Below are 22,939 nucleotides of genomic sequence, written 5' to 3'. Positions count from 1 at the left end.
CTGCCACGGACGTAGCCGCAGACCTGCCATTGGTCGTATGGTTGGCCGGGACCAACGGATTAGATGGAACGACATGCAAATCAGATTGATCACAAGCGTCGCCGTGTTGCTGGTATTGACCGGTTGCGGCAGCCAACGGACCCAGGAACCGGTGGCGCGCAGCCCGGCCGAAGTGAAGGCCGAGATTGTGCGTTTGCTGCCGGCCAAGGCTGCCGATCGCCAGGGTTGGGCCACGGATATCCAGGTGGCGTTTACCGCGCAAGACATCTCGCCGACCACGCAAAACCTGTGCTCGGTGCTGGCGGTGACTGAACAGGAATCGACCTTTCAGGTCGATCCGAGCGTACCGGGCCTGGGCAAGATCGCCCGCGACGAGATCGACCGCCGTGCCGCCAAGGCACATATTCCCGGGCTGTTGGTGAGCGGTGCGTTAATGCTCGACTCGCCCAACGGCAAAAGCTACAGCAGCCGCCTGAATGCCGCGCGCAGTGAAAAGGAACTGAGCGCTGTTTTCGATGACTTCATCGGCATGGTGCCGATGGGCAAGACCCTGTTCGGCGGCTTCAACCCGGTGCATACCGGCGGGCCGATGCAGGTCAGCATTGATTTTGCCGAACAGCAGGCCAAGGGCTATCCATACCCGGTGAAGGGCTCGATTCGTCGTGAAGTGTTCACCCGGCGCGGCGGCATGTATTTCGGCATTGCGCATCTGCTCGGGTATCCAGTGAGCTACCCACAGCCGTTGTACCGCTTTGCGGACTTCAACGCGGGTTGGTACGCCAGCCGTAACGCCGCGTTCCAGAACGCGGTGAGCCGGGCTTCCGGTATCTCGTTGGCGCTGGATGGCGACCTGGTGCGCTACGGTTCGATCATGCCCGGCACCACGGAACTGGCCGTGCGTACCCTCGGCAAGCAACTGGACATGCGCAATCCGACGATCCGGGCACAACTGGAAGAGGGGAACACCCTGGCGTTCGAAGACAGCAAACTCTATCGGCGGGTTTTCGAACTGGCCGAACGGGCCGAGGGCCGGCCGTTACCCCGTCAAGTGTTGCCCGGGATCGTGCTGCAAAGCCCGAAAATCACCCGCAAACTCACCACCGCGTGGTTCGCCAAGCGAGTCGATGAACGCTACCAGCGCTGCATGGCGCGGGCAGGGCAGTAATCGCGGCGCAAAAACAGCATAAAAAACCCGGCGGGTGAGGCCGGGTTTTCATTGAGTCCTGCGGTCAGGCACTGCATTCAGACAGCGCGGCTTTCGATCAAACGATCCGAACCACCTTCGGCGACACGGTTTTGCAAGAGCTTGTCGGAGCCACCTTCGGCGACACGGTTTTGCAAGAGCTTGTCGGAGCCACCTTCGGCGACACGGTTTTGCAAGAGCTTGTCGGAGCCACCTTCGGCGACGCGGTTTTGCAGGAGCTTGTCGGAACCACCTTCAGCGACGCGGTTTTGCAGGAGCTTGTCGGAACCGCCTTCAGCGACGCGGTTTTGCAGGAGCTTGTCGGAACCGCCTTCAGCGACGCGGTTTTGCAGGAGCTTGTCGGAGCCGCCTTCGGCGACGCGGTTTTCGATCAGGCGATCCGAACCACCCTCGGCCACACGGCTTTCAATCAGACGATCCGAGCCGCCTTCAGCGACTACAGGTTGAGCAGAGTTTGCGGCGAAAGCGTTAACTGCGAAAACCGAGAAAGCGATGCTGAGGAGGGTTTGGCGTTTCATGATGGTGTGCTCCGGGGTGCTTATGGGTTGGTATGGAGCAGATGTTACGCCGGGGATTTTTTAAGAGAACTTCATTGAGATGATGGTGAACATCGACGGCAATGATAGGAGCGACGCCACACCCCAAGTGAACGTGATGGTGCGATCGTCGGATGGTCGTGGTGTGGCGGGTGGTGGCTTCTACACTGGTTAGCTGGCGCGTTCCTCTGCCGCGACGCTTGATGCGGCACTGCAGAGGTTACGGTATGCAAGGAGACGTTTATGTACCAGCTCTATGGCCATCAGAACTCCGGGGCGGCGGCCATCGAAGCCGCCCTTGAGCTCTGTGATGTTCCTTATCGCTTCATCGATGTCGAGACGTCCGCGGAGGCGGCCCAGGCGCTGGAGAAGCTCAACCCGCTCAAACAGATTCCGACCTTGCAGCTACCCGATGGCGCTGTCCTGACCGAGAGCGCGGCGATCCTGATCCACCTCGGGCTCACCTTTCCCGCATCGGGATTGTTGCCGCAGGATCCGGCCGAGCGGGACCAGGCCATTCGCGGCATGGCGTACATCGTCAGCAATTGCTATGCGGCCATCGGCATCATCGATTACCCCGAACGCTGGCTGGCCGAGGCGGATGAGTTGTCCAGGCAGAACCTCATGGAGGGCGCCCGCCGGCGCCTGCACTGGAGTTGGGAGGTGTTTGCCGATCAGTTTTCGGGTGAGTTGTACCTGGGCAGCGAAAAACCAGGGGGCCTGGATGTGCTGGCGGCGGTGATCTCGCGATGGGCGGGCAGCCGGGAACATTTGCGCAACGCCCGGCCGGGGTTTTTCGCCTGGCTGGAACGCATCGACCGCCACCCGGCACTGGCACCGGTGTTCGCCCGGCATTGGCCGGCTTGAAAACACCACTTACCCTGTGGGAGCGAGCTTGCTCGCGATGACGGCCTGACATTCAACATAGATGTCGACCGATATGGCCCCATCGCGAGCAAGCTCGCTCCCAGAGGTTTTTGGGGTGAATGTTTTGTCTGGGTCTCACTCCCCGCGAATGTACTGTTCCAGCTGGCGAATCAGTTCAGCCTGTTCGGCAATGGCTTCCTTGACCAGGTCACCGATCGACAGCAGGCCGATCAATTTGCCGCCTTCGACCACCGGCAAGTGACGCAGGCGTCTATCGGACATGATGCCCAGGCAGGTATCCACGGTTTGATGGGTGTCGACGGTAATCACCGGTGACACCATGATGTCGCGCACCGGCGTGCCCACCGAAGAGCGGCCGTGCAACACCAGTTTGCGCGCGTAATCCCGTTCGCTGATGATGCCCAGCACTTCATCATTTTCCACCACGAGCAAGGCGCCGACGTTTTTCTCGGCCATCTTCATCAGCGCTTCGAGCACCATGTGGTCGGGTTTGATCTGGTGCACTTCCTGATTCTTCTGATCTTTGAGCTTGAGCAGTTGGGCGACGGTTTTCATGGTGGTTACTCGGGTGTTGTCGTTGTTCTTGAAGAATCGTAGACGCAAGCGTTCAGGGCAAGGGCGAAAGCGGCAGATAACACGCAAAAAACGTCATTTGGCGGTTTTTCTTTGGTAAACCCCACATTTCGGCTAACGAACCACCTGTGGGAGCGAACTTGCTCGCGATAGCGGTGGGCCAGTCAACACCAACGCTGAATGTAATGCCGCCATCGCGAGCAAGCTCGCTCCCACAGGATCGGTGTCTGCCTGACAGGCCTGCGGCAAACGCGCTATCACGACTGATGACGGGTAGAATCACCCTCTGAATCAGTTTCGAGGTTTGCAGTGGTGGATCTACAGCAGGGCTTCGTCCTGACCCGGCATTGGCGCGACACCCCGGCCGGTACGGAAGTCGAATTCTGGCTGGCGACCGACAGCGGTCCCCGGCGTATCCGCCTGCCTCATCAACCGTCGGTGGCGTTCATCCCGGCTGCGCAGCGTCAGCCCGCCGAAAGTGTTTTGCATGACGAGAAAAACGTCGAGCTCAAGCCCCTGGCCCTGCAGGATTTCGAACATCGCCCGGTCCTCGGTCTCTATTGCCAGCAACATGGCCAGTTGATGCGCCTGGAAACCGCGCTGCGCCGGGCTGGTGTCGAGGTGTTCGAAGCCGACGTGCGCCCGCCGGAACGCTACATGATGGAGCGCTTCATCACCGCACCGGTGCGCTTCAGTGGCACACCGGATGCCGAGGGCCTGCTGCTCGACGCGCAGATGAAGCCCGACCCCGATTACCGGCCGAGCCTGAAGCTGGTGTCCCTGGACATTGAGACCACGGCCCAGGGCGAGTTGTATTCCATCGCCCTGGAAGGCTGCGGCGAGCGCCAGGTGTACATGCTCGGTCCGCCTAATGGCGATGCCAGCCAGGTGGATTTCCAGCTCGAATATTGCGATTCGCGCACCCTGTTGCTGAAAAAACTCAACGAATGGTTTGCCCGGTTCGACCCCGACGCGATCATCGGCTGGAACGTCGTGCAGTTCGACTTGCGGGTGCTCCACGAACACGCCCGGCGCCTGGCGGTGCCGTTGAAACTGGGGCGTGGCGGCGAGGAAATGCAGTGGCGCGAACACGGCAGCGGTAATCACTACTTCGCATCTGCGGCTGGCCGCCTGATCATCGACGGTATCGAGGCCCTGCGTTCGGCGACCTGGAGTTTCCCCTCGTTCAGCCTGGAAAACGTCGCGCAAACCTTGCTCGGCGAAGGCAAGTCCATCGACAACCCGTACCAGCGCATGGACGAAATCAATCGCATGTTCGCCGAGGACAAACCGGCGCTGGCCAAATACAACCTCAAGGACTGCGAACTGGTCACGCGGATTTTTGCCAAGACCGAGTTGCTCACCTTCCTGCTGGAGCGAGCCAGCGTCACCGGTTTGCCGGCCGATCGTATGGGCGGTTCGGTGGCGGCGTTCACGCACCTGTACATGCCGCTGATGCACCGTCAGGGTTTCGTGGCGCCAAACCTCGGTGGCAAGCCACCCGAAGCCAGCCCCGGCGGTTTTGTCATGGATTCGCAGCCGGGACTGTACGAATCGGTGCTGGTGCTCGACTACAAGAGTCTCTACCCGTCGATCATCCGCACCTTCCTGATTGACCCCGTGGGACTGATTGAAGGGCTCAAGCACCCGGACGACAGCGAGTCGGTGCCGGGTTTTCGTGGCGCGCGCTTTTCCCGCACCCGGCATTGCCTGCCGTCCATCGTCGCCCGGGTGGCCGAAGGCCGGGAAACCGCCAAGCGCGAACACAACGCGCCGCTGTCCCAGGCGCTGAAAATCATCATGAACGCGTTCTACGGTGTGCTCGGCTCCAGCGGTTGTCGTTTCTTCGACACGCGCCTGGCGTCGTCCATCACCTTGCGTGGGCACGAAATCATGCTGCGCACCCGCCAGTTGATCGAAGCCCAGGGGCATGCGGTGATTTACGGCGACACCGACTCGACGTTCGTCTGGCTGCGTCGCGCCCATGGCCAGCAGGAGGCGGCGCAGATCGGCCACGCGCTGGTGGCGCACGTCAATCAGTGGTGGCGCGAACACGTGCAGCAGGAGTACGGCCTGCAGAGCGTTCTCGAATTGCAGTTCGAAACCCACTACAAGCGCTTTTTGATGCCGACCATTCGCGGCGCCGAGGAAGGCAGTAAAAAACGCTATGCCGGACTGGTCACCCGGGACGATGGCAGCGACGAAATGGTCTACAAAGGCCTGGAAACCGTGCGCACCGACTGGTCGCTGCTGGCCCGGCAGTTCCAGCAGGAGCTGTATTCGCGGATCTTCCTGCGCAAGCCCTACCAGGATTATGTGCGTGACTACGTGCGCAAGACCCTGGCCGGTGAATTCGATGACCGGCTGATCTACCGCAAACGCCTGCGCCGCACCCTCGATGACTATCAGCGCAACGTACCGCCCCATGTGCGCGCGGCGCGCCTGGCCGACGAGTACAACGACCGGCAGGGGCGCCCGCGGCAGTATCAGAACGGCGGCTGGATCAGCTACGTGATCACCGTCGCCGGCCCCGAACCGCTGGAAGTGCGCAGTGCGCCCATCGATTACGACCACTACATCACCCGGCAGCTGCAACCGGTGGCGGACGCGATACTGCCGTTTGTCGACGACGACTTCTCAACCCTGATTGGGGGGCAGCTGGGCCTGTTTTGAGTCCATCAGCGACAGGGTCCAGTCATCCAGGATGCCGTGGAAGTACTGGTTCAAGGCTTGCTGGAAAAGGTTGTCGGCATCGGCGACCTGGGCAAACAGGGTCATCGAGGAATGAAACTTCAGGTCATCGGGATGACCGAAAATCCCCGCTACCGAGCGCTCCCGGACGTTCAGCACTTCCTGGGTGCAGGTACGCAGCCGGGCGCCCAGCAACGGATGCTCAAGGTAGGCCAGGGCTTCCTCCCGCGAGCGGATGGCAAAGCGGCGCGACATCTCGCTATCGCCGAGCCCGGCAAACTGCGGAAAAATGAACCACATCCAGTGACTGCGCTTGTGTCCGTTGTTCAGCTCGTTTTGAACCCGGTCGAATACCGGGTCCTGAGCCTGGAGAAAACGTTGCAGATTGAACGGGTCCAGGTGGTCGGTGCTTCTCATGGCGAAGCTCTCTGACAGGCTGCGGTGGTTCAGACCATGGCCAGCCGCTGTTTGCGTTGTGGCGCGTGAAACGCTTGGTCCAGCGCCTCCAGATCCCCGGGCTCAAGCTGCAACGTGGCGGCCTGGGCGTTGAGGCGTACATGTTCGAGTCGGACCGCCTTGGGGATGGCGATCACTCCTTCCTGACGCAGTATCCAGGCCAGTGCCACCTGAGCCGGTGCGACGCCGTGACGGGCAGCTACCTGCTTGAGCGCGACGTCCAAGAGCATTTTACCGCCTTGGCCAATCGGGCAGTAAGCCATGACCGGCAACCGCCGTTGTTGGCTCCAGGGCAGCAAATCAAATTCTATGCCCCGTTGCTCCAGGTTGTAGAGCACCTGATTGGTGGCACAGGCCGGGGCGTCCAGTTCCAGCAGGTCGTCGAGGTCGAAGTTGGACACGCCCCAACGGCCAATCTTGCCGGCTTCGCGCAAGCGCTCGAAGGCGTCGACGGTTTCTTCCAGGGGATACTGACCGCGCCAATGCAGCAGATACAGGTCGATGTAATCGGTGCCAAGCCTGCGCAAGCTTCGCTCGCAAGCCTGGGGAATGCCCTGGCGACTGGCGTTGTGCGGGTACACCTTGCTGACCAGAAAGACGTTGTCGCGCTGGCCGGCAATGGCATCGCGCACCACTTCCTCGGCACCGCCTTCGGCGTACATTTCCGCAGTGTCGATCAGGGTCATGCCCAGCTCGATACCCAGGCGCAGTGCCGCGACTTCTTCCGTGTGCCGTGAACGGTCTTCGCCCATCTGCCAGGTCCCCTGGCCGATGACCGGGACCCTGGTGCCAGCCAGTTCAAGCGTGCGCATGCAAATCTCCTTTATGAATGCCGATGGTTATTTCAGTGGGCACCAGAATAGTCCATCGGTTCCGCCGCAGGCTGCGAACTCTTGAGCTGCACCTTGCCGGTGATCGATTGCTCTGTGCCGATACTGCACTTTTTCGAAATGTCCGGCTCTATCCATGGCAGCCTGCGGCGATCCCCACCGCCGGCCCATGCCCAAGTCCAAGAACCCATGGCTCGAGTTTCACCTACGATCACCACTAAAATCCGCCGTCATTGCCTGCTGCTTGCAGGCCTGTCGATGCTCTACGTCACCGGTTGCAGCCAGCAGCAGGGCGGCGACATCATCAACCAGATGCGCGAAGGCAAACCCCAGGAGTTCCTGCAGACCAGCGTCGACCGCATGGCCACCCTGACCATGCGCGACAACCTCAACAGCCTTTACCTGCTGATGAGCAAGCTCTATCTGCGTAACCCCGACGAGCTGAAAAAATCCGGTTTCCTCGATGCCCGCACCGCCGGCAAGCAAGTGCGCATGGCCATTGAGCTGCAGCAACCATTGCCGACCCTGGGCGGCAAAAAGGACCTCGCGGCCCTGCGTTTTGCCATGAGTCCGGAGTTTCTGGGCGACCGGGTCGGGGCGTTCATCTATGCCATCGGCAGCATGCTGGTGACCGCTCATGGCAATCGCCTCGAGTTCTACATGACCGACACGATCAACCCGGTATTTGTCAGCAATGCCGCGCGCAATATCGAAATCGCCACCTGGATCCTCAGCCAGCGACAGAACAAAGAGGGCCAGCCCTTGCTGTTCTCCAACGAAATATCGGAGGAGGGCAGCAACCTGAGCTTTGCCGTCGAGTTCGGCAAGATCGTCGCCCGGCTGGACCTGCTGACCCGGATGCTCGACGAACGCTACCGGCGCATCGGCGTGAACTATGCACAGAGCCTGCTGTTCCTGAATTTCCTGCCGGTGCAGTGAATCTGGCACGCAACCCTGTGGGAGCGAGCTTGCTCGCGATGACTGAGTGTCAGTCGCCATGATGCCAACTGATACACCGCCATCGCGAGCAAGCTCGCTCCCACAGGGTGACATGGTGCTTCCGGTATAAAGATAGATCGCATCGATATAACTGGTTATAAGAAATATCGCTATGCTGCGGGCCAGATTTCCCCTGCGATCTTTGTGGAAGTATTCATGGATTTAGTGAACATCGGGTTGGTCGTTGCCGGGCTGGTTGTCGGCTTCATCGTCGGCATGACTGGCGTAGGTGGCGGGTCGCTCATGACCCCGATCCTGCTTGGGTTCGGCATCAACCCGGCGACGGCGGTCGGTACCGACCTGCTGTACGCCGCCATCACCAAGTCCAGCGGCGTACTGGTTCACCGCAAGAACAACAACATCGACTGGGCGATCACCGGCTGGCTGACCTTGGGCAGTGTGCCCGCGGTGGCGTTGACGCTGTGGTTCCTCAGTACCCTGCACAGCGCCCCCGAGTCGATGAACGCGATCATCAAGCAGGCCCTCGGGTTCGTGTTGTTCGCCACGGCTCTGGCGATCCTGTTCAAGAAGCGCCTGCTCGACTTCGCCCACAAACGTGCGGGTGGCAACTACAACCCCAGCGGATTGCGCTTGAACGTGATGACAGTCATCACCGGGCTGGTCCTTGGCGCCATGGTCGCGCTGACGTCCATCGGTGCCGGCGCACTGGGCACCGTGGCACTGTTCATTCTCTATCCGATGCTGCCGACCCGCCGCCTGGTGGGGACTGAAATCGCCCACGCCGTGCCGCTGACCCTGGTCGCGGGCCTTGGCCACGCCAGCATGGGCAACATGGATTGGCACGTCCTGGGTTATTTGCTGGTGGGCTCGTTGCCGGGGATTTACCTGGGCAGCCACCTGACCGGGCGCATCTCCGACGAATTGCTGCGTCCTTGCCTGGCGACCATGCTGTTGCTTATCGGCTACAAACTGGCGTTCTGAATCAAGCCGCCGCGCCAGCTTCATTCGCGGGTGAAAATTTCCAGCAGATGCCCGTCCGGGTCATCGAAATACACCCGCCGTCCTCCCGCGTAATCATTGATCTCCCTCAGTCGCTGCTTGCCCGGGTCGGCCCACCATGGCTGACCGTTGGCTTGCAGGCGTGCGAAGGCCGCATCGAAGTCCTCATCGCCAATCAGGAATGCGTAGTGCTGAGACGCAATCGGCGGCTCGTTGTCGTAGAAATCCAGTGATACGCCGTTATCCAGTTTGACGATCAGCATGGGGCCGAAGGGCTCGGGGGCAGGCAGGCCAAGGAGGCCAGTCAGGAAATTCGCCGAAACCTGCTTGTCCCGGCACCAGACGATGGTGTGATTCAACTGAGTACTCATGGGCAAGTCCTCACAAGGGATCAGGCTGGTTGCCATGAGTCTTCAGATTAGCCCAGTCTGTTGCGCAATGACCGCCCTGACCTAAGCTTGGGGCAAGGCGAACAATATTTGCGGTATGTCACCCGGAACGATCGCCGCGATGCGCAATCATTAGAGCGTGAATATCAAAAGGAGATGCGCATGCTCATCAGGTCACTGACTCTGGCTACTTTGCTGGCGATTGCCGGCACCTCGTTCGCCGCCGATGGCGACTCACCGCTGGACATGGACAAGGGCAGGGCCCGGCCACTGATCGTCATCGCTCCGAGCACCGTTGACCCGACCTGGGTCAGCCTGAAAAAGTCCCTGGATGAGCCGGCTAACCGCAAGGGCTTCACCGACCGCAACATGGTGCTCTACACCGTACTCAACCTGATGGGCCAACGCGACGGCAAGGACCTCGGGCCGCAGGACACGGCGGCGCTGATCCGCTCGCTCAAGCTGGGGGCCGGCGCCAAGACCAAGGTGATTCTGGTCGGCAAGGACGGCGAAAAGAAACTTGAACAATCGGACGCCATCAAGCTGGAAGATGTTTTCAGCGCTGTCGATCAGCTGCCGGCGGCCGAGAAAGAATTTACCGCGACCGTGGCCGCTCCCGTCACTGAAGCCGAGCCGGCGGCAAAAGGCGCCAAAGGTACAAAACCTGGCAAACCGGCCAAGCCCGCCAAGCCGCCTGAAATGCCGGATGATTGATCCTCTATCTGGCGACGATGGCAGGCTTTTCTGTGGGAGCGAGCTTGCTCGCGATAGCGTCGTAACAGTCGATACAAATGTTGAATGTCAGACCTCCATCCTCGGAGCGCCGCCCGGAGCAAGCTCGCTCCCACAGATGGATCAGCAACTATCGGGCAAGGGCACTCAGTATCTGATGAGCGATCCTGACCCGCTGCGCATTGGGATAATTCTTGTTGGCCAGCATCACGATGCCGATGTCCTTCGAAGGCACGTACGCCACATAAGCACCAAAGCCACCGGTTGAACCTGTCTTGTTGATCAGCACGTTCTGCGGCTGCGCCTGCGGCGGGTTCAGCCACTGGACTTCATGGGCTTGCATGGCCATTGGCGTGGAGTTGCCGTCCAGCAAGCGATCCAGTGTGATCGGGTATCGATACATCTCCCAGCCCAGGCCCTGGGTCATATCGCCTACGGTGTAGTAACCGCTGTGAGTCAAGGCGATGGCCTGCTGCAACGGCTTTTCCAGGGACGCCGGTTTCATGTTCGCGCCGACATAGCTCAGCAAGTCTGCGGCGCTGGTCTTCACCCCATACGCCTCGGAATCCAGCGCGCCCGGACCCACCCGTACCGGTTTGCCGTCCTTGTTGTAGCCCTGGGCGTAGAGCGCCATCTGATCCTGCGGCACATGCACATAGGTGTGCCGCAAGCCGAGTTTTGGCAGCAGGGTCTTCTCCATCAGGTCATCAAACGGCTGGCCCATGCTGTGGGCGGCGAGGTAGCCGAACAGGCCCAGACTGGGGTTCGAATACAGTCGGTGGCTGCCGGGGGCGTAGAGCGGTTTCCATTGTTTGTAGTAGCCGAGCATTTTGTCGGCCGAATCAGATTCAGCAGGAAATTGCAGGGGTAAACCGCCAGCGCTGTAGGTGCCCAGTTGCAGCACACTGATGTGGTCGAAAGCACTGCCGCGCAAGGCCGGCAGGACCTGGCTGGCCTTGTCGGTCAGGGACAGCTTGCCGGTGGCTTGGGCGTAGGCGGCGAGGGTGGCGGTGAAGGTTTTGCTGACGGAGCCGATTTCGAACAGGGTGTCCTGTGTGACGGGGTTGCCGGTTTCTATCGAGGCGACGCCATAGTTGAAGTAATGCGCCTGGCCGTTGACGGTGACCGCCACGGCCATGCCGTGGATACCCTCGGCCTGCATTACCGGTTGTACAGCGGCGTTTACCACTGTCTCGACTTGATCCTGTGCAACGCACTGGGCCGCGGCGAATATCGCCATGCAAGCGGCGATGGTTTTCAGCCTGTCCATATTGGTTTCATCCGTCGTTGATTCAGTTGCGCGTCATTTTAGGGGCTCAAGCGCCATGCTCCGAGCGCTTTTTAAAATCGGCCGCCATCAGGCGGCCACACGCAACCCTTGATTCAACGCGCTTGGCGATTCAACGCACCAGGCAAGGCCGCTTGTTGTCGAACTTCCAGTCGGGAATCAGGAACTGCATCGCCACGCTGTCATCCCGCGCCCCCAGGCCCATGCCTTTGTACAGCTCGTGAGCCTTGGCGACCTGATCCATATCCAGCTCGACCCCCAGCCCCGGTTTCTGCGGCACCTGCACGCAGCCGTCGACGATTTGCAACGGGGCCTTGGTCAGGCGCTGACCGTCCTGCCAGATCCAGTGGGTGTCGATGGCGGTGATCTCGCCCGGCGCCGCTGCCGCGACATGGGTGAACATCGCCAGGGAAATGTCGAAGTGGTTGTTAGAGTGCGAACCCCAGGTCAGGCCCCATTCGTGGCACATCTGCGCCACGCGCACCGAACCCTGCATCGTCCAGAAGTGCGGGTCGGCCAGGGGAATGTCGACCGACTGCAACTGGATCGCATGGCCCATCTCCCGCCAGTCGGTGGCGATCATGTTGGTCGCGGTTTTCAAACCCGTGGCGCGACGGAATTCGGCCATGACTTCTCGCCCCGAGTAACCGTTTTCTGCCCCGCACGGGTCTTCGGCGTAGGCCAGCACGCGGTGCTGATCGCGGCACAGGCGGATGGCTTCTTTCAGTGACCAGGCGCCATTCGGGTCGAGGGTGATGCGCGCATCGGGGAAGCGTTCGGCAAGGGCTGTGACCGCTTCGATTTCGGCGTCGCCGCTGAGCACGCCGCCCTTGAGCTTGAAGTCCTTGAAGCCATAACGCGCGTGAGCCGCCTCGGCCAGGCGGACCACCGCATCGGCGGTCATGGCTTTCTCGTGCCGCACGCGGAACCAGTCGTTGTCGGCGTCCGGTTCGCTGCGGTAGGCGAGGTCGGTTTCGTTGCGATCACCGACGTAAAACAGATAGCCGAGCATTTTCACTTCATCGCGCTGCTGGCCTTCGCCGAGCAGGGCGGCCACCGGTACGTCCAGGTGCTGACCGAGCAAATCGAGCAATGCGGCTTCCAGGCCGGTGACGGCGTGAATGGTGATGCGCAGATCGAAGGTCTGCAAACCGCGGCCACCGGCATCGCGGTCGGCGAAGGTCTGGCGTACCTGATTAAGGATTTTCTGATAAGTGCCAATCGGGCTGCCGACCACCAGGCTGCGCGCGTCTTCGAGGGTCTGGCGAATGCGCTCGCCCCCCGGCACTTCGCCAACGCCGGTGTGGCCGGCGTTGTCCTTGAGGATCACGATGTTGCGGGTGAAAAACGGGCCGTGGGCGCCGCTCAGGTTGAGCAGCATGCCATCGTGGCCGGCGACCGGAACCACTTGCATGCTGGTGATGACCGGGGCTTTTGCGGTGTCTTGTGGGTTCATTTTCCAATCCTTAAAAAGCAGAATTCAGGCGTGGTCGGGAGCGGGTTTGCCCAGCGCCACGGCAGGTGCGGGTTTCGGTGTGTTGCGGGCAGCAAACACGATGATGGCGGCGATGATCGAAGTCGCGGCCAGGCCGTACAGCCCGCCCTGAATGGAACCGGTGCGCTCTTCCAGCAGGCCGAAAGTGGTCGGCGCAACGAAGCCGCCGAGGTTGCCCACCGAGTTGATCAACGCGATGACGCCAGCGGCAATGCGCGCATCCAGATAGGCCTGGGGAATCGGCCAGAACAGCGACGAGGCCGATTTGAAGCCCAGTGCTGCAAAGCAGATGGCGACAAAGGCGAAGACCGGCCCGCCGGTGGTGGACATGAACATCCCGGCCGCGGCGATCAGCAGGGCAGTGGCGACCCAGGCTTGCTGGTGTTTCCATTTGGCCGACAAGGAAGCGAAGGCGTACATGCCGACAATCGACAGCAACCACGGAATCGAGTTGAACAGCCCGACCTGGACATCGCTCAAATCGCCCATCTTCTTGATGATGCTTGGCAGCCAGAAGGTCGCGGCGTAGATGGTCAGCTGGATAAAGAAGTAGATCAGGCAGAACAGGATGATCTGGCGATCCTTGAGCAGTTTGCCCAGCGACGGCTTGATGGGCGTGGCGGCTTCCCGGGCCAGTTGTTCGTCGTCGATGGCCTTGACCAGTGCGTCCTGCTCTTCGCGGCTCAGCCATTTGGCGTCGTGGGGCCTGGAGTCCAGCCAGAACCAGACGAACACGCACAACCCCACCGAAAACATGCCCTCGATGAAGTACATCCACTGCCAGCCGTGCAGGCCCAGCCCTTCGATTTGCAGGAGCAAACCGGACAGGGGGCCTGAGATCAGCGACGCGAGCGCCGAGCCACTGAGGAAGATGGCAATCGCCTTGCCTCGCTCCACGCCAGGCAACCAACGGGTGAAGTAGTAGATCACCCCGGGAAAGAACCCGGCTTCGGCCACGCCCAGCAGAAAACGCAGGATGTAGAAGTGGGTTTCGTTCTGGATGAACGCCATGCCTGCGGCGACCAGGCCCCAGGTCAGCATGATCCGGGTCAGCCAGATGCGTGCGCCGACTTTCTGCAGAAGGATGTTGGAGGGCACCTCGAACAGTGCATAACCGATGAAGAACAAACCGGCACCCAGGCCGTAGGCGGCCGCGCCAATGCCCAGGTCGTGCTCCATGTGGGAGCGGACGAAACCGATGTTCACGCGATCAATGTAATTGACGATGAACATGATGACGAACAGCGGCAAGACGTGTCTTTTGACTTTGGCGATGGCCGACTTCAGCGCTGAATTGGCGTCGTCGTGCATCCCGGAGATGGATGTATTCACTGCGTTTTCTCCCACTCGTTATTTTTATGCGGGGTGAAGCTGGGTGTTGCGTTGTTGATAGACATCATACAACTAGGTTTTTTGAACTTGCAACCATGTTTGTCCAATGAAATGGCGGTAATTCAGAGGTTTTTAATTCCATTGGTGGTGCTGATTGGCCTTTTGAGCGACTCAATATGGGCTTTTGTTGAGTGTTGTCATACAAGTTGAGCGAGATTTTTCGGAATTCCCGTCCGGCGCGGTGCTACGATTCGATAGCCCTGATTTCGGACACGCCCATGCAAGAAGACCTCGAAGCACCTGCCCGCAAGCGCAGCCACAACCTGGCCCATGATCTGGTGGAGAAACTGACCCAGCGCATCCTGCTCGGCCAGATGTTGCCCGGCGACAAGCTGCCGTCGGAAAACACCATCGTTCAGGAGCACGGGGTCAGTCGCACGGTGGTGCGCGAGGCGATCTCGAAGTTGCAGGCCTCGGGGCTGGTGGAAACCCGGCATGGGATTGGCACGTTTGTGATCGAGCGCGCTCCGGAGCAGGGGCTGCGGCTGAATGTCGATACGGCGTTGGGGGTGCGCAGTATTCTGGAGTTGCGCATGGGTCTGGAAACCCAGGCGGCGGCGCTGGCGGCAACTCGCCGCACCGATCTGCAACTGGTGCAGATGCGTGAAGCGTTGGACGACTATCAAAACCTGCTGGCCAACAACGACAGCTGTGTCGAAGCGGACCGGCGTTTTCATCTGCTGATCGCCGAAGCCACCGGCAACGTCTGCTTCACTGAAATCATGCAGCACCTGGGCAGTGCGATGATCCCGCGCACCCGGGTCAATGCCGCCGAGCGTGGTGCGGTGGACTTGAGCAAGCTCGGTCAGTTGGCCAACCTGGAGCACGAGGCGATTCTCAACGCCATCAAACGCCAGGACCCGGATGCGGCGCGGGCGGCGATGTGGCTGCACCTGACCAACAGTCGCGACCGGTTTTCGCCCAGCTGATGGTCAGTGATACCGCGTCATCGTTCATCGCGGGCAAGCCACGCTCCCACACCGATTGTGTGAGCACCGCATTTCCCCTGTGGGAGCGAGCTTGCTCGCGATAGCGCCGGACCTGACAGCGAAAAACCTGAGTCAGACCCTGACAGTTTGAACAACCACAGCCCGCCGCTCCAGATTCAACGCCAGCACACTTGCCAACACCACCAGCCCGCCGACCACGATCATCAATGTCGGCCGCTCACCCAGCGCATAGGACGCAATGACCATCGCCGTCGGCGGCGTCAAATACAGCGTCATCGTCGCCCGGCTCAAATCGACATGCGCCAGTACATAGGCCCAAGCCAGGTACGCCAGGGCACTGGGGAATATCCCCAGGGCAATCACCGCAAACTGCACGCGCAGCGGCGCCTGGGCGACTTGATCCGCCAGACCGGGCAAGTAGACCAGCAACAGCACCGTCCCGGACCACACCGTGTAACACACCAGCGTCAGCCCGTCGTATCGCCCGGTGTGATGCTTTTGCAGGGCAAAGTAGAGACTCCAGGACACCGCCGCCAGCAGGATCAGCAAGCCGTGGGCATCAATGCTGCCCAAGCCATGATCGCCCGCCACCACAATCATCACGCCAAACAACCCGAGCAGCACACAACCCCAGCGCCACAGGCTCACCTGATCCTTGAACACGAAGCGCGCGATCAACGTACTGAACAGCGGCGTGGTCTGGGCCAGGACGCTCGAAGCGCCAGCGCTGACACCCTGTTGTCCGAAGTTGATCGCCACGTGGTGCAGGCTCACGGCAAAGAAGCCCAGGCCGAACATCAGGGGCAGATCCCGCAGGCTCGGCAGGCGAATGCCCTTGAACATCGCGACCACGGCCATGAACACAGAGGCCAGCAGGAAGCGCAGGAGCGCCAGGTGCACCGGGTCATAGGCCTGCAAGCCGATATGGATGCCGGTCGGGGAGTAGCCCCAGCACGCCACGACAAACGCCATGGCCAGAATGATTTTCCAGGGTGAAACGGGGGAGGGGGTGAGCGGCGTCATGGTCGTGCACCTGTGGGTGGATGCACTGAGTATCAGAAAGCGGATCGTTCGCCACAACTGACTTATACTGCGCTAACCGTTCACTATAGGTGATGTATGGAGCTGGCTCAGATTCGCATGTTCAAGACCGTGGCCGATGTCGGCAGCATCGCCCGAGCGGCCGAGCTGTTGCATTGCGTGCCGTCGAACATCACGGCCCGGATCAAGGCCCTGGAGGCCGAACTGGGTGTAGCGCTGTTTTTGCGTGAGGGTCGAGGGCTGCGCATCAGCCCGTCGGGGCAAACCTTCCTGGCCTACGCCTCGAAAATTCTTGCCCTCACCGCCGAGGCCAAGCGCGCGGTCGATCCTTCGGCCGAACCCTCGGGGCCGTTGCGCATCGGAGCCATCGAGTCGTCGGCCACCGGGCGATTGCCGCGCCTGCTGGCGAAATTCCACAAGCGTTTCCCGCAGGTGGCGCTGGAGCTGACCACCGGCTCCTGGGGGCAGTTGCTCGACGACACACTCAACCACAAGCTCGACGGCGCCATCGTGGCGGTGGATGTCGAGCGTTCGCACCTCAAGCGCACGCCGATGTACCGCGAGGACTTGCTGCTGATCGCCTCGACCTCCCTGGGGCCGCTGCGGGACATCAGTGATTTGCAGGACCAGACCGTGTTCATGTGGCCCCAGGGCTGTCCGTACCGGGCGGCGCTGGAGCATTGGTTGTTGCGAAAGGGGCAGGCGCTGCCGATTGTCAGCCTGGCCAGTTATGGCGCGATTGTCGGTTGCGTCAGCGCCGGGGCCGGCGTGGCGCTGGTGCCTAAGGGGATCTTTGACCAATACGCCAAAGGTGCAGGGTGCGCAGGGTTTGAGTTTCCTGAGCTGACCGCCGTCGACAACCTGTTTTACTGGCACGAAAACGCCGGGGTGCACCCGGCGCGTGAGGCGTTTGTGGCGATGCTCCGCGAGGAATTTACGTAATCATTGATCGCTGTAGAAATGGGGTAAGGCAGCGTTTGTGGCGAGGGGGCTTGCCCCCGATCGGCGGCGAAGCCGTCGTAATCCCGACGAAAGTACTTGTACAGAAAAACCGCGTCTTCTGGATTTAGGGCTGCTTCGCACCCCAGCGGGGGCAAGCCCCCTCGCCACAGGTTCACATGGCACTGTTGCTGATGTTCAGCCCCTCACATCCCGCATCAACAACCCAAACTCCAGATCCACCGCATCCGGTATCGGCAAATACACCGTATGCCCATCCCCCGGCGCAACGTCGATCGCTTCACCCTTGGCGTTCTGCAACTGATGCAGATCGAAGTGGAAGTTGCCCTTGGGCGTCATCAGCTCCATGTGATCACCCAGGCCGAAGCGGTTTTTCACCTTGACCTCGGCCAGGCGATCCCGCCGCTGTCCGGTCAGTTCACCGACAAACTGCTGGCGCTCCGACACCGAGCTGCCGTTCTGGTAGTTCTGGTATTCGTCATGCACATGCCGGCGCAGAAAACCTTCGGTGTAGCCGCGCTGGGCGAGGGACTCCAGGTCGGTCATCAGGCCGCGGTCGAAGGCCCGGCCCGCCACCGCATCGTCGATGGCCCGGCGATAAACCTGGGTGGTGCGCGCGCAATAAAAATGGGATTTGGTCCGGCCTTCGATTTTCAGGGAGTGCACGCCCATGTGGGTCAGGCGTTCGACATGCTGCACGGCGCGCAGGTCCTTGGCGTTCATGATGTAAGTGCCGTGTTCGTCTTCGAAGGCGGGCATCTGTTCGCCGGGACGATTGGCTTCCTGCAACAGGAACACCTGATCGGTGGGCGCGCCGATGCCCAGGGTCGGTTCGGGTTCGAATGTCCGGACGATCTCGCCGAGCTGGTTTTCCGTGGCCGGCTGCGCCGAGTATTTCCAGCGACAGGCGTTGGTGCAGCTGCCCTGATTGGCGTCGCGCCTGTTCATGTAGCCCGACAGCAGGCAACGACCGGAATAGGCCATGCACAACGCGCCGTGCACGAACACCTCCAGTTCCATGGCCGGCACTTGCTCGCGGATCTCGGCGATTTCTTCCAGGGACAGCTCTCGGGACAGGATGATCCGGCTCAAGCCTTGCTGCTGCCAGAACTCGACACTGGCCCAGTTCACCGTATTGGCCTGCACCGAAAGGTGGATCGGCATCTGCGGGTAGTGTCGGCGCACCAGCATGATCAGGCCGGGGTCGGACATGATCAGCGCATCCGGGGCCATGGCGATCACCGGTTCAAGGTCCTTGAGGAAGGTCTTGAGCTTGGCGTTGTGCGGCGCGATGTTCACCACCACGTAGAAGCGCTTGCCCCGGGCCTGGGCCTCGCGAATGCCGAGGGCCAGGTTGGCGTGGTCGAATTCGTTGTTGCGCACCCGCAGGCTATAGCGCGGCTGGCCGGCGTACACGGCATCGGCGCCGTAGGCGAAGGCGTAACGCATGTTTTTCAAGGTGCCGGCGGGGGCGAGCAGTTCTGGCGCGGTGAGGTTCATGGCGGTGTCGGTCGCAAAAGCCGCACAGGGTAAATGCCCTGTGCCAAGGGTTTATTGACCTGGATCTATGTCTGATCAACAAACCGATGGCACTCGCGCGAGCCGTGGCGGACTAAACATCAAGGCGAAAGTTTTTCGTCCTGACTGGCTGGCACGGATCGGACATGAACGAAACGAACCCACAAGACAAATCGCTGACGGTATTGCTGGTGCTGGTGAGCGCTGCCTTCATCTGGATCCTGCTGCCGTTTTACGGCGCGGCGTTCTGGGCGGTGATCCTGGGCATCCTCTTTGCGCCACTGCAGGGCCGGCTGCAAGTGAAGTTCGGCTGGCAACGCAACCTCACGTCGCTGTGCACATTGAGCATTTGCCTGGTGATTGCGATTCTGCCGGTGATCATCATCAGCGCCTTGCTGGTTCAGGAGGGCGCGTCACTCTACAAAAGCGTCGAGAGCGGCGAACTCGACATTGCCGGGTATGTGTCGCAGTTCAAGCACAGCCTGCCGCCGTATTTCCAGCATCTGCTGGATCGCTTCGGCATGGGCGAGTTGAACGGGCTGCGCGAGAAAATCGTCAAGAGCGCGATGACCGGCGGGCAGGTGCTGGCCTCAAAGGCGTTCAGTTTCGGCCAGGGCACGTTCGAGTTCATCGTCAGCTTTTTCATCATGCTGTACCTGCTGTTTTTCTTCCTGCGTGACGGTGCGGAACTGGCGCGCAAGGTGCGTGCGGCGGTGCCGTTGCAGGAACAGCAGAAACGCCGTTTGCAGCTCAAGTTCAATCGTGTGGTGCGGGCCACGGTGAAAGGCAACTTGCTGGTGGCCATCACCCAAGGCGCGCTGGGCGGTCTGATTTTCTGGTTTCTGGACGTTCCCAGCGTGTTGCTCTGGGCGGTGTTGATGGCGTTTCTGTCGTTGCTGCCGGCGGTGGGGGCGGGAATAGTCTGGGTGCCGGTGGCGGCGTTTTTCCTGCTCACCGGGGCGATCTGGCAGGGCGTGGTGCTGGTATTGTTCGGGGTCTTGGTGATCGGTCTGGTGGACAACCTGCTCCGGCCATTGCTGGTGGGCAAGGACACCAGGATGCCGGACTACATGATCCTCGTCTCGACCCTGGGCGGCCTGGCGATTTTCGGGCTGAACGGGTTTGTCATCGGCCCGTTGATCGCGGCCCTGTTCATGTCGAGCTGGGACATTTTCATCGAAACCAAACCGCGGGTGCAGCTGCCTTAGGCGCTGAACCTGCCGGACTGGCCGCTGCCGATGCGTTGCGACAGCTCACGGGCGGCGGGCAGCGAAGTGAGCGGGCCGCTGATCTGTACGCCGTCCTGCACCAGGTACCAGCAGGCGAGCATGCCCAGCTCTCTGAGCTGTGCGGGGACGGCGCTGCCGATAACGGACATGATCTGAACCTTGGACATGAGAAGTACCTCCATCAATCTGTGGAGTTACTTTAAGGTCCGGGTACCTTGAGGGGTAATCAACGTTTTCGATAGTGGTCATTGATGCCAGAGGGGGTAAACGACCGTTGGTCGGTCAGCTGACCACCTGATCGAGCATATGAACCACTTCCTGCTCGTTGAGCAGGCCCTTGCGCACCAGGCTTTGCGTCAGCAGCGAGAGAAACTTGGCGCTGCGATGACCTTCCAGGTGCTTGAGTTCGGTCAGTGCGTTGTAGACCTTGCTGGAGGTGCACAGACCGACGATGCGGTGCGGGTTTTGCGTTGGCATGTGGTCGTCCTTGTTGTTATGAACCTGTTTTCGACGGACAGCACCGAGCTTGCGGAACTGACATGACAAAAATATGACCGTTTTGTGCCGCAGGGCAGAAATCGGGTCGAGTCCATCTTGCCTGTTTCTGCCACGGACACTGTCCCGATAGCGACCTTGGCGAGATTTATCCAGACCTGGACCGACAAATGGATATAAAAAAGCCCCGCTGTTTCAGCGGGGCCGGTTGAGTCTGTTACCAGCGACCGTAATGTCGGCCGTAGTAGCCGCGTGGCGGGCCGTAGTAACCACGGGGTGGTCCGTAGTAAACCGGGGCCGGGCGGTAGTAGATCGGTTGTTGCACGTAGACCGGGGCCGGTTGGTAGTAAACCGGAGGCGGTGGTGCGTAATAAACCGGCGCGGGCTGGTAGTAGACCGGTTGCGGCGCGACATAGACCGGGCGGTTGGCGTTGATCAGAGCCGAGCCGACGATGGCAGTACCGACGATCGCTCCAAATACCGCCGCGTCATTACCATGCCCGGCTTGCGCCTGACCTGCGATAGCGAGGGTGCCGATCAGCAAGGCTACTGTGGGGACTTTACGGATCATGATAGTACCTCGGTTCTTCAACCCGGCGCTTGTGTCTGCAATAGACCCAAGGATTGTCGCGGGGATACTTCTAAGACAGCGTTTTTCTGAAAAACAGCACGGCCGCGAGGTAAATTTTGTGTAAGGTCTGTACCGACTTTCTTACCGACCCGTGTAGGCCCGTGCGAACACGCTTACATGATCGATCAGAACCCGATGGAGGGCTAATCCCGTCCATCCGAAAAGTGCATTTGAAGGAGCTTGCCCATGCAGATGAACCCCAACAAAGACACCCAGTTGTGCATGTCCCTTTCAGGACGCCCCGGGAACTTTGGCCTGCGTTTTCACAATCATCTGTATGAACAACTGGACTTGAATTTTTACTACAAGGCCTTTGCCAGCCAGGACCTGACGGGTGCTGTTGCCGGCATTCGCGCCCTGCGGATTCGTGGTTGTGGCGTGTCGATGCCGTTCAAGGAAGCCTGCATTGCCTTGGTGGATGAACTCGACGCATCTGCCGCCGCCATTCAATCGATCAACACCATCGTCAACACCGACGGGCATCTCAAGGCCTACAACACCGACTACATCGCCGTTGCCCAGTTGCTGGAAAAACACCAGGTGCCCAAGGACTCGACCTTTGCCTTGCGCGGCAGCGGCGGCATGGCCAAGGCCGTGGCGAGTGCCTTGCGCGATGGCGGCTATGAAAACGGCCTGATCGTGGCCCGCAACGAGCGCGCCGGGCAGGCGCTGGCGCAGTCTTTGGGGTATGAGTGGCAGGCCGAGCTGGGGAGGCGTCGCCCGCAGATGCTGGTCAACGTCACCCCGATCGGCATGACGGGAGGACCGGAGGCCGATCAACTGGCCTTTGAGCCTGATGTGATCGAAAAAGCGGAAACTGTCTTCGATGTGGTGGCGATACCCTCGGAAACACCGCTGATCGTGCGTGCCCGTGCCGAAGGCAAACGGGTCATCACCGGGCTGGAAGTGATCGCGATCCAGGCACTGGAGCAATTTGTGCTCTATACCGGTGTACGGCCGACGGACGAGCAATTCCAGAAGGCCGTAGCGTTTGCCCGCAGCTAGGAGGTGTCCATGCATCCCCCCATTCTCAATCTGGATTCGGTCGAACTTGAGCCGCTACCCGAAGCGTTTGCGCCGACCGGTGAAACCGCCGGTCGCTATCAACAGCGCCTGGCCCTTGTCGGTCAGCAACTGGGGGCGCAAAAACTGGGTTATCGCCTGTATGTGCTGGAGCCAGGCATGCGCGGCAGTCCGTTTCACAGTCATCGGGTCAATGAGGAAATGTTCTACGTCGTGGCCGGGGAAGGGCAGGTTCGCCTGGGATCCGAACGCTTTCCAATCCGTGCCGGTGATGTGATCGCCTGTCCACCGGGTGGGCCTGAAAAGGCCCATCAGATCATCAATACCAGTAACGGCGAGTTGCGGTACCTGGCTGTCAGCACCCAGCAATCACCGGAAATCTGTGAATACCCGGATTCCGGTAAATACGCCGTGATGGATGACTTCAAGGTGGATGCCGAGGGTAATGCGTCAGGCTTTGTTGCGGTGGCCCGGCAGGCGGACGGGGTGGATTACTGGGACGGCGAGTAACCACACGCACCGTCAAACCACTGTAGGAGCGAGCCTGCTCGCGATGGACGTCAACGATAACGCGTGCTGTCTGAATGAGCGCGTCGTCTGGACGATTTTCGCGAGCAGGCTCGCTCCTACAGGTGTTGTGTCAATCACACATGCCCGTC

Annotated in this window: 24 protein-coding genes; 11 read left to right on the top strand and 13 right to left on the bottom strand. The window is 60.6% G+C overall.

Annotated features, from left to right (window positions below; all coding sequences use genetic code 11):
- Positions 1-73 precede the first annotated feature (73 nt).
- The gene (locus J4D25_RS16335; protein WP_057714017.1) at positions 74-1,165 is read left to right on the top strand and encodes a DUF1615 domain-containing protein; all 1,092 of its coding nucleotides are present in this window, start codon (positions 74-76) and stop codon (positions 1,163-1,165) included.
- A gap of 77 nt (positions 1,166-1,242) precedes the next feature.
- Here the strand turns inward: J4D25_RS16335 and J4D25_RS16330 are convergent, their stop codons facing one another.
- Positions 1,243-1,722 carry a hypothetical protein gene (locus tag J4D25_RS16330; protein ID WP_057714018.1) on the bottom strand — a complete coding sequence of 160 codons (480 nt, stop codon included), beginning with the start codon at positions 1,720-1,722 and terminating at the stop codon, positions 1,243-1,245.
- Positions 1,723-1,983: 261 nt separating this feature from the next.
- Here J4D25_RS16330 and J4D25_RS16325 point away from each other — a divergent pair, with 261 nt between their 5' ends.
- Complete coding sequence (locus J4D25_RS16325) at positions 1,984-2,607, top strand: glutathione S-transferase family protein (protein WP_057714019.1); 624 nt, start codon at positions 1,984-1,986, stop codon at positions 2,605-2,607.
- A 135-nt stretch (positions 2,608-2,742) separates the two neighbouring features.
- On the opposite strand, the gene J4D25_RS16320 is transcribed toward J4D25_RS16325, so the two are convergent.
- Positions 2,743-3,183, bottom strand: a complete 441-nt coding sequence (locus J4D25_RS16320; RefSeq protein ID WP_007976812.1) for a CBS domain-containing protein — start codon at positions 3,181-3,183, stop codon at positions 2,743-2,745.
- Positions 3,184-3,513: 330 nt separating this feature from the next.
- On the opposite strand from J4D25_RS16320, the gene J4D25_RS16315 reads away from it, so the two are divergent.
- Complete coding sequence (locus J4D25_RS16315; protein WP_198530234.1) at positions 3,514-5,874, top strand: DNA polymerase II; 2,361 nt, start codon at positions 3,514-3,516, stop codon at positions 5,872-5,874.
- Here the strand turns inward: J4D25_RS16315 and J4D25_RS16310 are convergent.
- Positions 5,839-6,309, bottom strand: a complete 471-nt coding sequence (locus J4D25_RS16310) for a DUF1810 domain-containing protein (protein ID WP_057714021.1) — start codon at positions 6,307-6,309, stop codon at positions 5,839-5,841. The two genes, J4D25_RS16315 and J4D25_RS16310, sit on opposite strands and share 36 nt — an antisense overlap.
- A 29-nt stretch (positions 6,310-6,338) precedes the next feature.
- Positions 6,339-7,160, bottom strand: coding sequence for an aldo/keto reductase (locus tag J4D25_RS16305; protein ID WP_057714022.1), 822 nt, complete (start codon positions 7,158-7,160; stop codon positions 6,339-6,341).
- A 207-nt stretch (positions 7,161-7,367) separates the two neighbouring features.
- Between J4D25_RS16305 and J4D25_RS16300 the strand changes: the two genes are divergently transcribed.
- Both J4D25_RS16300 and J4D25_RS16295 read left to right on the top strand, forming a co-directional pair.
- A complete protein-coding gene (locus tag J4D25_RS16300) occupies positions 7,368-8,117 on the top strand; it encodes a hypothetical protein (RefSeq protein ID WP_057716584.1) in 750 nt (249 codons plus the stop codon).
- Between the two features lie 216 nt (positions 8,118-8,333).
- Positions 8,334-9,119, top strand: coding sequence for a sulfite exporter TauE/SafE family protein (locus J4D25_RS16295; protein ID WP_057714023.1), 786 nt, complete (start codon positions 8,334-8,336; stop codon positions 9,117-9,119).
- Positions 9,120-9,139: 20 nt separating this feature from the next.
- On the opposite strand, the gene J4D25_RS16290 is transcribed toward J4D25_RS16295, so the two are convergent.
- Complete coding sequence (locus J4D25_RS16290; protein ID WP_057714024.1) at positions 9,140-9,508, bottom strand: VOC family protein; 369 nt, start codon at positions 9,506-9,508, stop codon at positions 9,140-9,142.
- Positions 9,509-9,688: 180 nt separating this feature from the next.
- Between J4D25_RS16290 and J4D25_RS16285 the strand changes: the two genes are divergently transcribed.
- Positions 9,689-10,240: a DUF4174 domain-containing protein gene (locus J4D25_RS16285; RefSeq protein ID WP_057714025.1), complete on the top strand. Its 552-nt coding sequence runs from the start codon at positions 9,689-9,691 to the stop codon at positions 10,238-10,240.
- A gap of 148 nt (positions 10,241-10,388) precedes the next feature.
- Here the strand turns inward: J4D25_RS16285 and ampC are convergent, their stop codons facing one another.
- From ampC to J4D25_RS16270, 3 genes are all read right to left on the bottom strand, one after another.
- Positions 10,389-11,528, bottom strand: a complete 1,140-nt coding sequence (gene ampC, locus J4D25_RS16280) for a class C beta-lactamase (RefSeq protein ID WP_057714026.1) — start codon at positions 11,526-11,528, stop codon at positions 10,389-10,391.
- A gap of 130 nt (positions 11,529-11,658) precedes the next feature.
- Entirely contained in the window at positions 11,659-13,002 is a 1,344-nt protein-coding gene (gudD, locus tag J4D25_RS16275; RefSeq protein ID WP_057714027.1) for a glucarate dehydratase, read from the bottom strand.
- 24 nt (positions 13,003-13,026) lie between these two features.
- Positions 13,027-14,373, bottom strand: coding sequence for an MFS transporter (locus J4D25_RS16270; protein ID WP_057714028.1), 1,347 nt, complete (start codon positions 14,371-14,373; stop codon positions 13,027-13,029).
- Between the two features lie 278 nt (positions 14,374-14,651).
- Between J4D25_RS16270 and J4D25_RS16265 the strand changes: the two genes are divergently transcribed.
- Positions 14,652-15,362: a FadR/GntR family transcriptional regulator gene (locus J4D25_RS16265; protein ID WP_057714029.1), complete on the top strand. Its 711-nt coding sequence runs from the start codon at positions 14,652-14,654 to the stop codon at positions 15,360-15,362.
- Between the two features lie 132 nt (positions 15,363-15,494).
- Here J4D25_RS16265 and J4D25_RS16260 read toward each other — a convergent pair whose 3' ends face one another.
- The gene (locus J4D25_RS16260; RefSeq protein ID WP_057714030.1) at positions 15,495-16,406 is read right to left on the bottom strand and encodes a DMT family transporter; all 912 of its coding nucleotides are present in this window, start codon (positions 16,404-16,406) and stop codon (positions 15,495-15,497) included.
- Between the two features lie 96 nt (positions 16,407-16,502).
- Here J4D25_RS16260 and J4D25_RS16255 point away from each other — a divergent pair, with 96 nt between their 5' ends.
- The gene (locus J4D25_RS16255; RefSeq protein WP_057714031.1) at positions 16,503-17,366 is read left to right on the top strand and encodes a LysR family transcriptional regulator; all 864 of its coding nucleotides are present in this window, start codon (positions 16,503-16,505) and stop codon (positions 17,364-17,366) included.
- A gap of 195 nt (positions 17,367-17,561) precedes the next feature.
- On the opposite strand, the gene yegQ is transcribed toward J4D25_RS16255, so the two are convergent.
- The gene (yegQ, locus tag J4D25_RS16250) at positions 17,562-18,884 is read right to left on the bottom strand and encodes a tRNA 5-hydroxyuridine modification protein YegQ (protein WP_057714032.1); all 1,323 of its coding nucleotides are present in this window, start codon (positions 18,882-18,884) and stop codon (positions 17,562-17,564) included.
- A 164-nt stretch (positions 18,885-19,048) separates the two neighbouring features.
- On the opposite strand from yegQ, the gene J4D25_RS16245 reads away from it, so the two are divergent.
- Positions 19,049-20,110, top strand: a complete 1,062-nt coding sequence (locus J4D25_RS16245) for an AI-2E family transporter (RefSeq protein ID WP_057714033.1) — start codon at positions 19,049-19,051, stop codon at positions 20,108-20,110.
- Here J4D25_RS16245 and J4D25_RS16240 read toward each other — a convergent pair.
- The 3 genes from J4D25_RS16240 to J4D25_RS16230 all read right to left on the bottom strand — a co-directional run bounded on the left by J4D25_RS16240 (position 20,107) and on the right by J4D25_RS16230 (position 21,197).
- A complete protein-coding gene (locus J4D25_RS16240) occupies positions 20,107-20,298 on the bottom strand; it encodes a hypothetical protein (RefSeq protein WP_057714034.1) in 192 nt (63 codons plus the stop codon). The genes J4D25_RS16245 and J4D25_RS16240 overlap by 4 nt on opposite strands.
- Before the next feature lie 115 nt (positions 20,299-20,413).
- The gene (locus J4D25_RS16235) at positions 20,414-20,608 is read right to left on the bottom strand and encodes a hypothetical protein (protein ID WP_008052996.1); all 195 of its coding nucleotides are present in this window, start codon (positions 20,606-20,608) and stop codon (positions 20,414-20,416) included.
- Between the two features lie 235 nt (positions 20,609-20,843).
- On the bottom strand, positions 20,844-21,197 hold the full coding sequence (locus J4D25_RS16230; RefSeq protein ID WP_057714035.1) for a hypothetical protein: 354 nt from the start codon (positions 21,195-21,197) through the stop codon (positions 20,844-20,846).
- A gap of 246 nt (positions 21,198-21,443) precedes the next feature.
- Here J4D25_RS16230 and J4D25_RS16225 point away from each other — a divergent pair, with 246 nt between their 5' ends.
- Both J4D25_RS16225 and J4D25_RS16220 read left to right on the top strand, forming a co-directional pair.
- Positions 21,444-22,262 carry a shikimate 5-dehydrogenase gene (locus tag J4D25_RS16225; protein WP_057714036.1) on the top strand — a complete coding sequence of 273 codons (819 nt, stop codon included), beginning with the start codon at positions 21,444-21,446 and terminating at the stop codon, positions 22,260-22,262.
- 9 nt (positions 22,263-22,271) lie between these two features.
- Entirely contained in the window at positions 22,272-22,790 is a 519-nt protein-coding gene (locus tag J4D25_RS16220; protein WP_057714037.1) for a cupin domain-containing protein, read from the top strand.
- The last annotated feature ends 149 nt before the right edge of the window (positions 22,791-22,939 follow it).

The organism is Pseudomonas sp. GW456-L13 (genome assembly GCF_017350115.1).
Taxonomy (GTDB): domain Bacteria; phylum Pseudomonadota; class Gammaproteobacteria; order Pseudomonadales; family Pseudomonadaceae; genus Aquipseudomonas; species Aquipseudomonas jessenii.
Note: the sequence above shows the minus strand (reverse complement) of the source record. Positions and strands in the feature narration are given on the sequence as shown.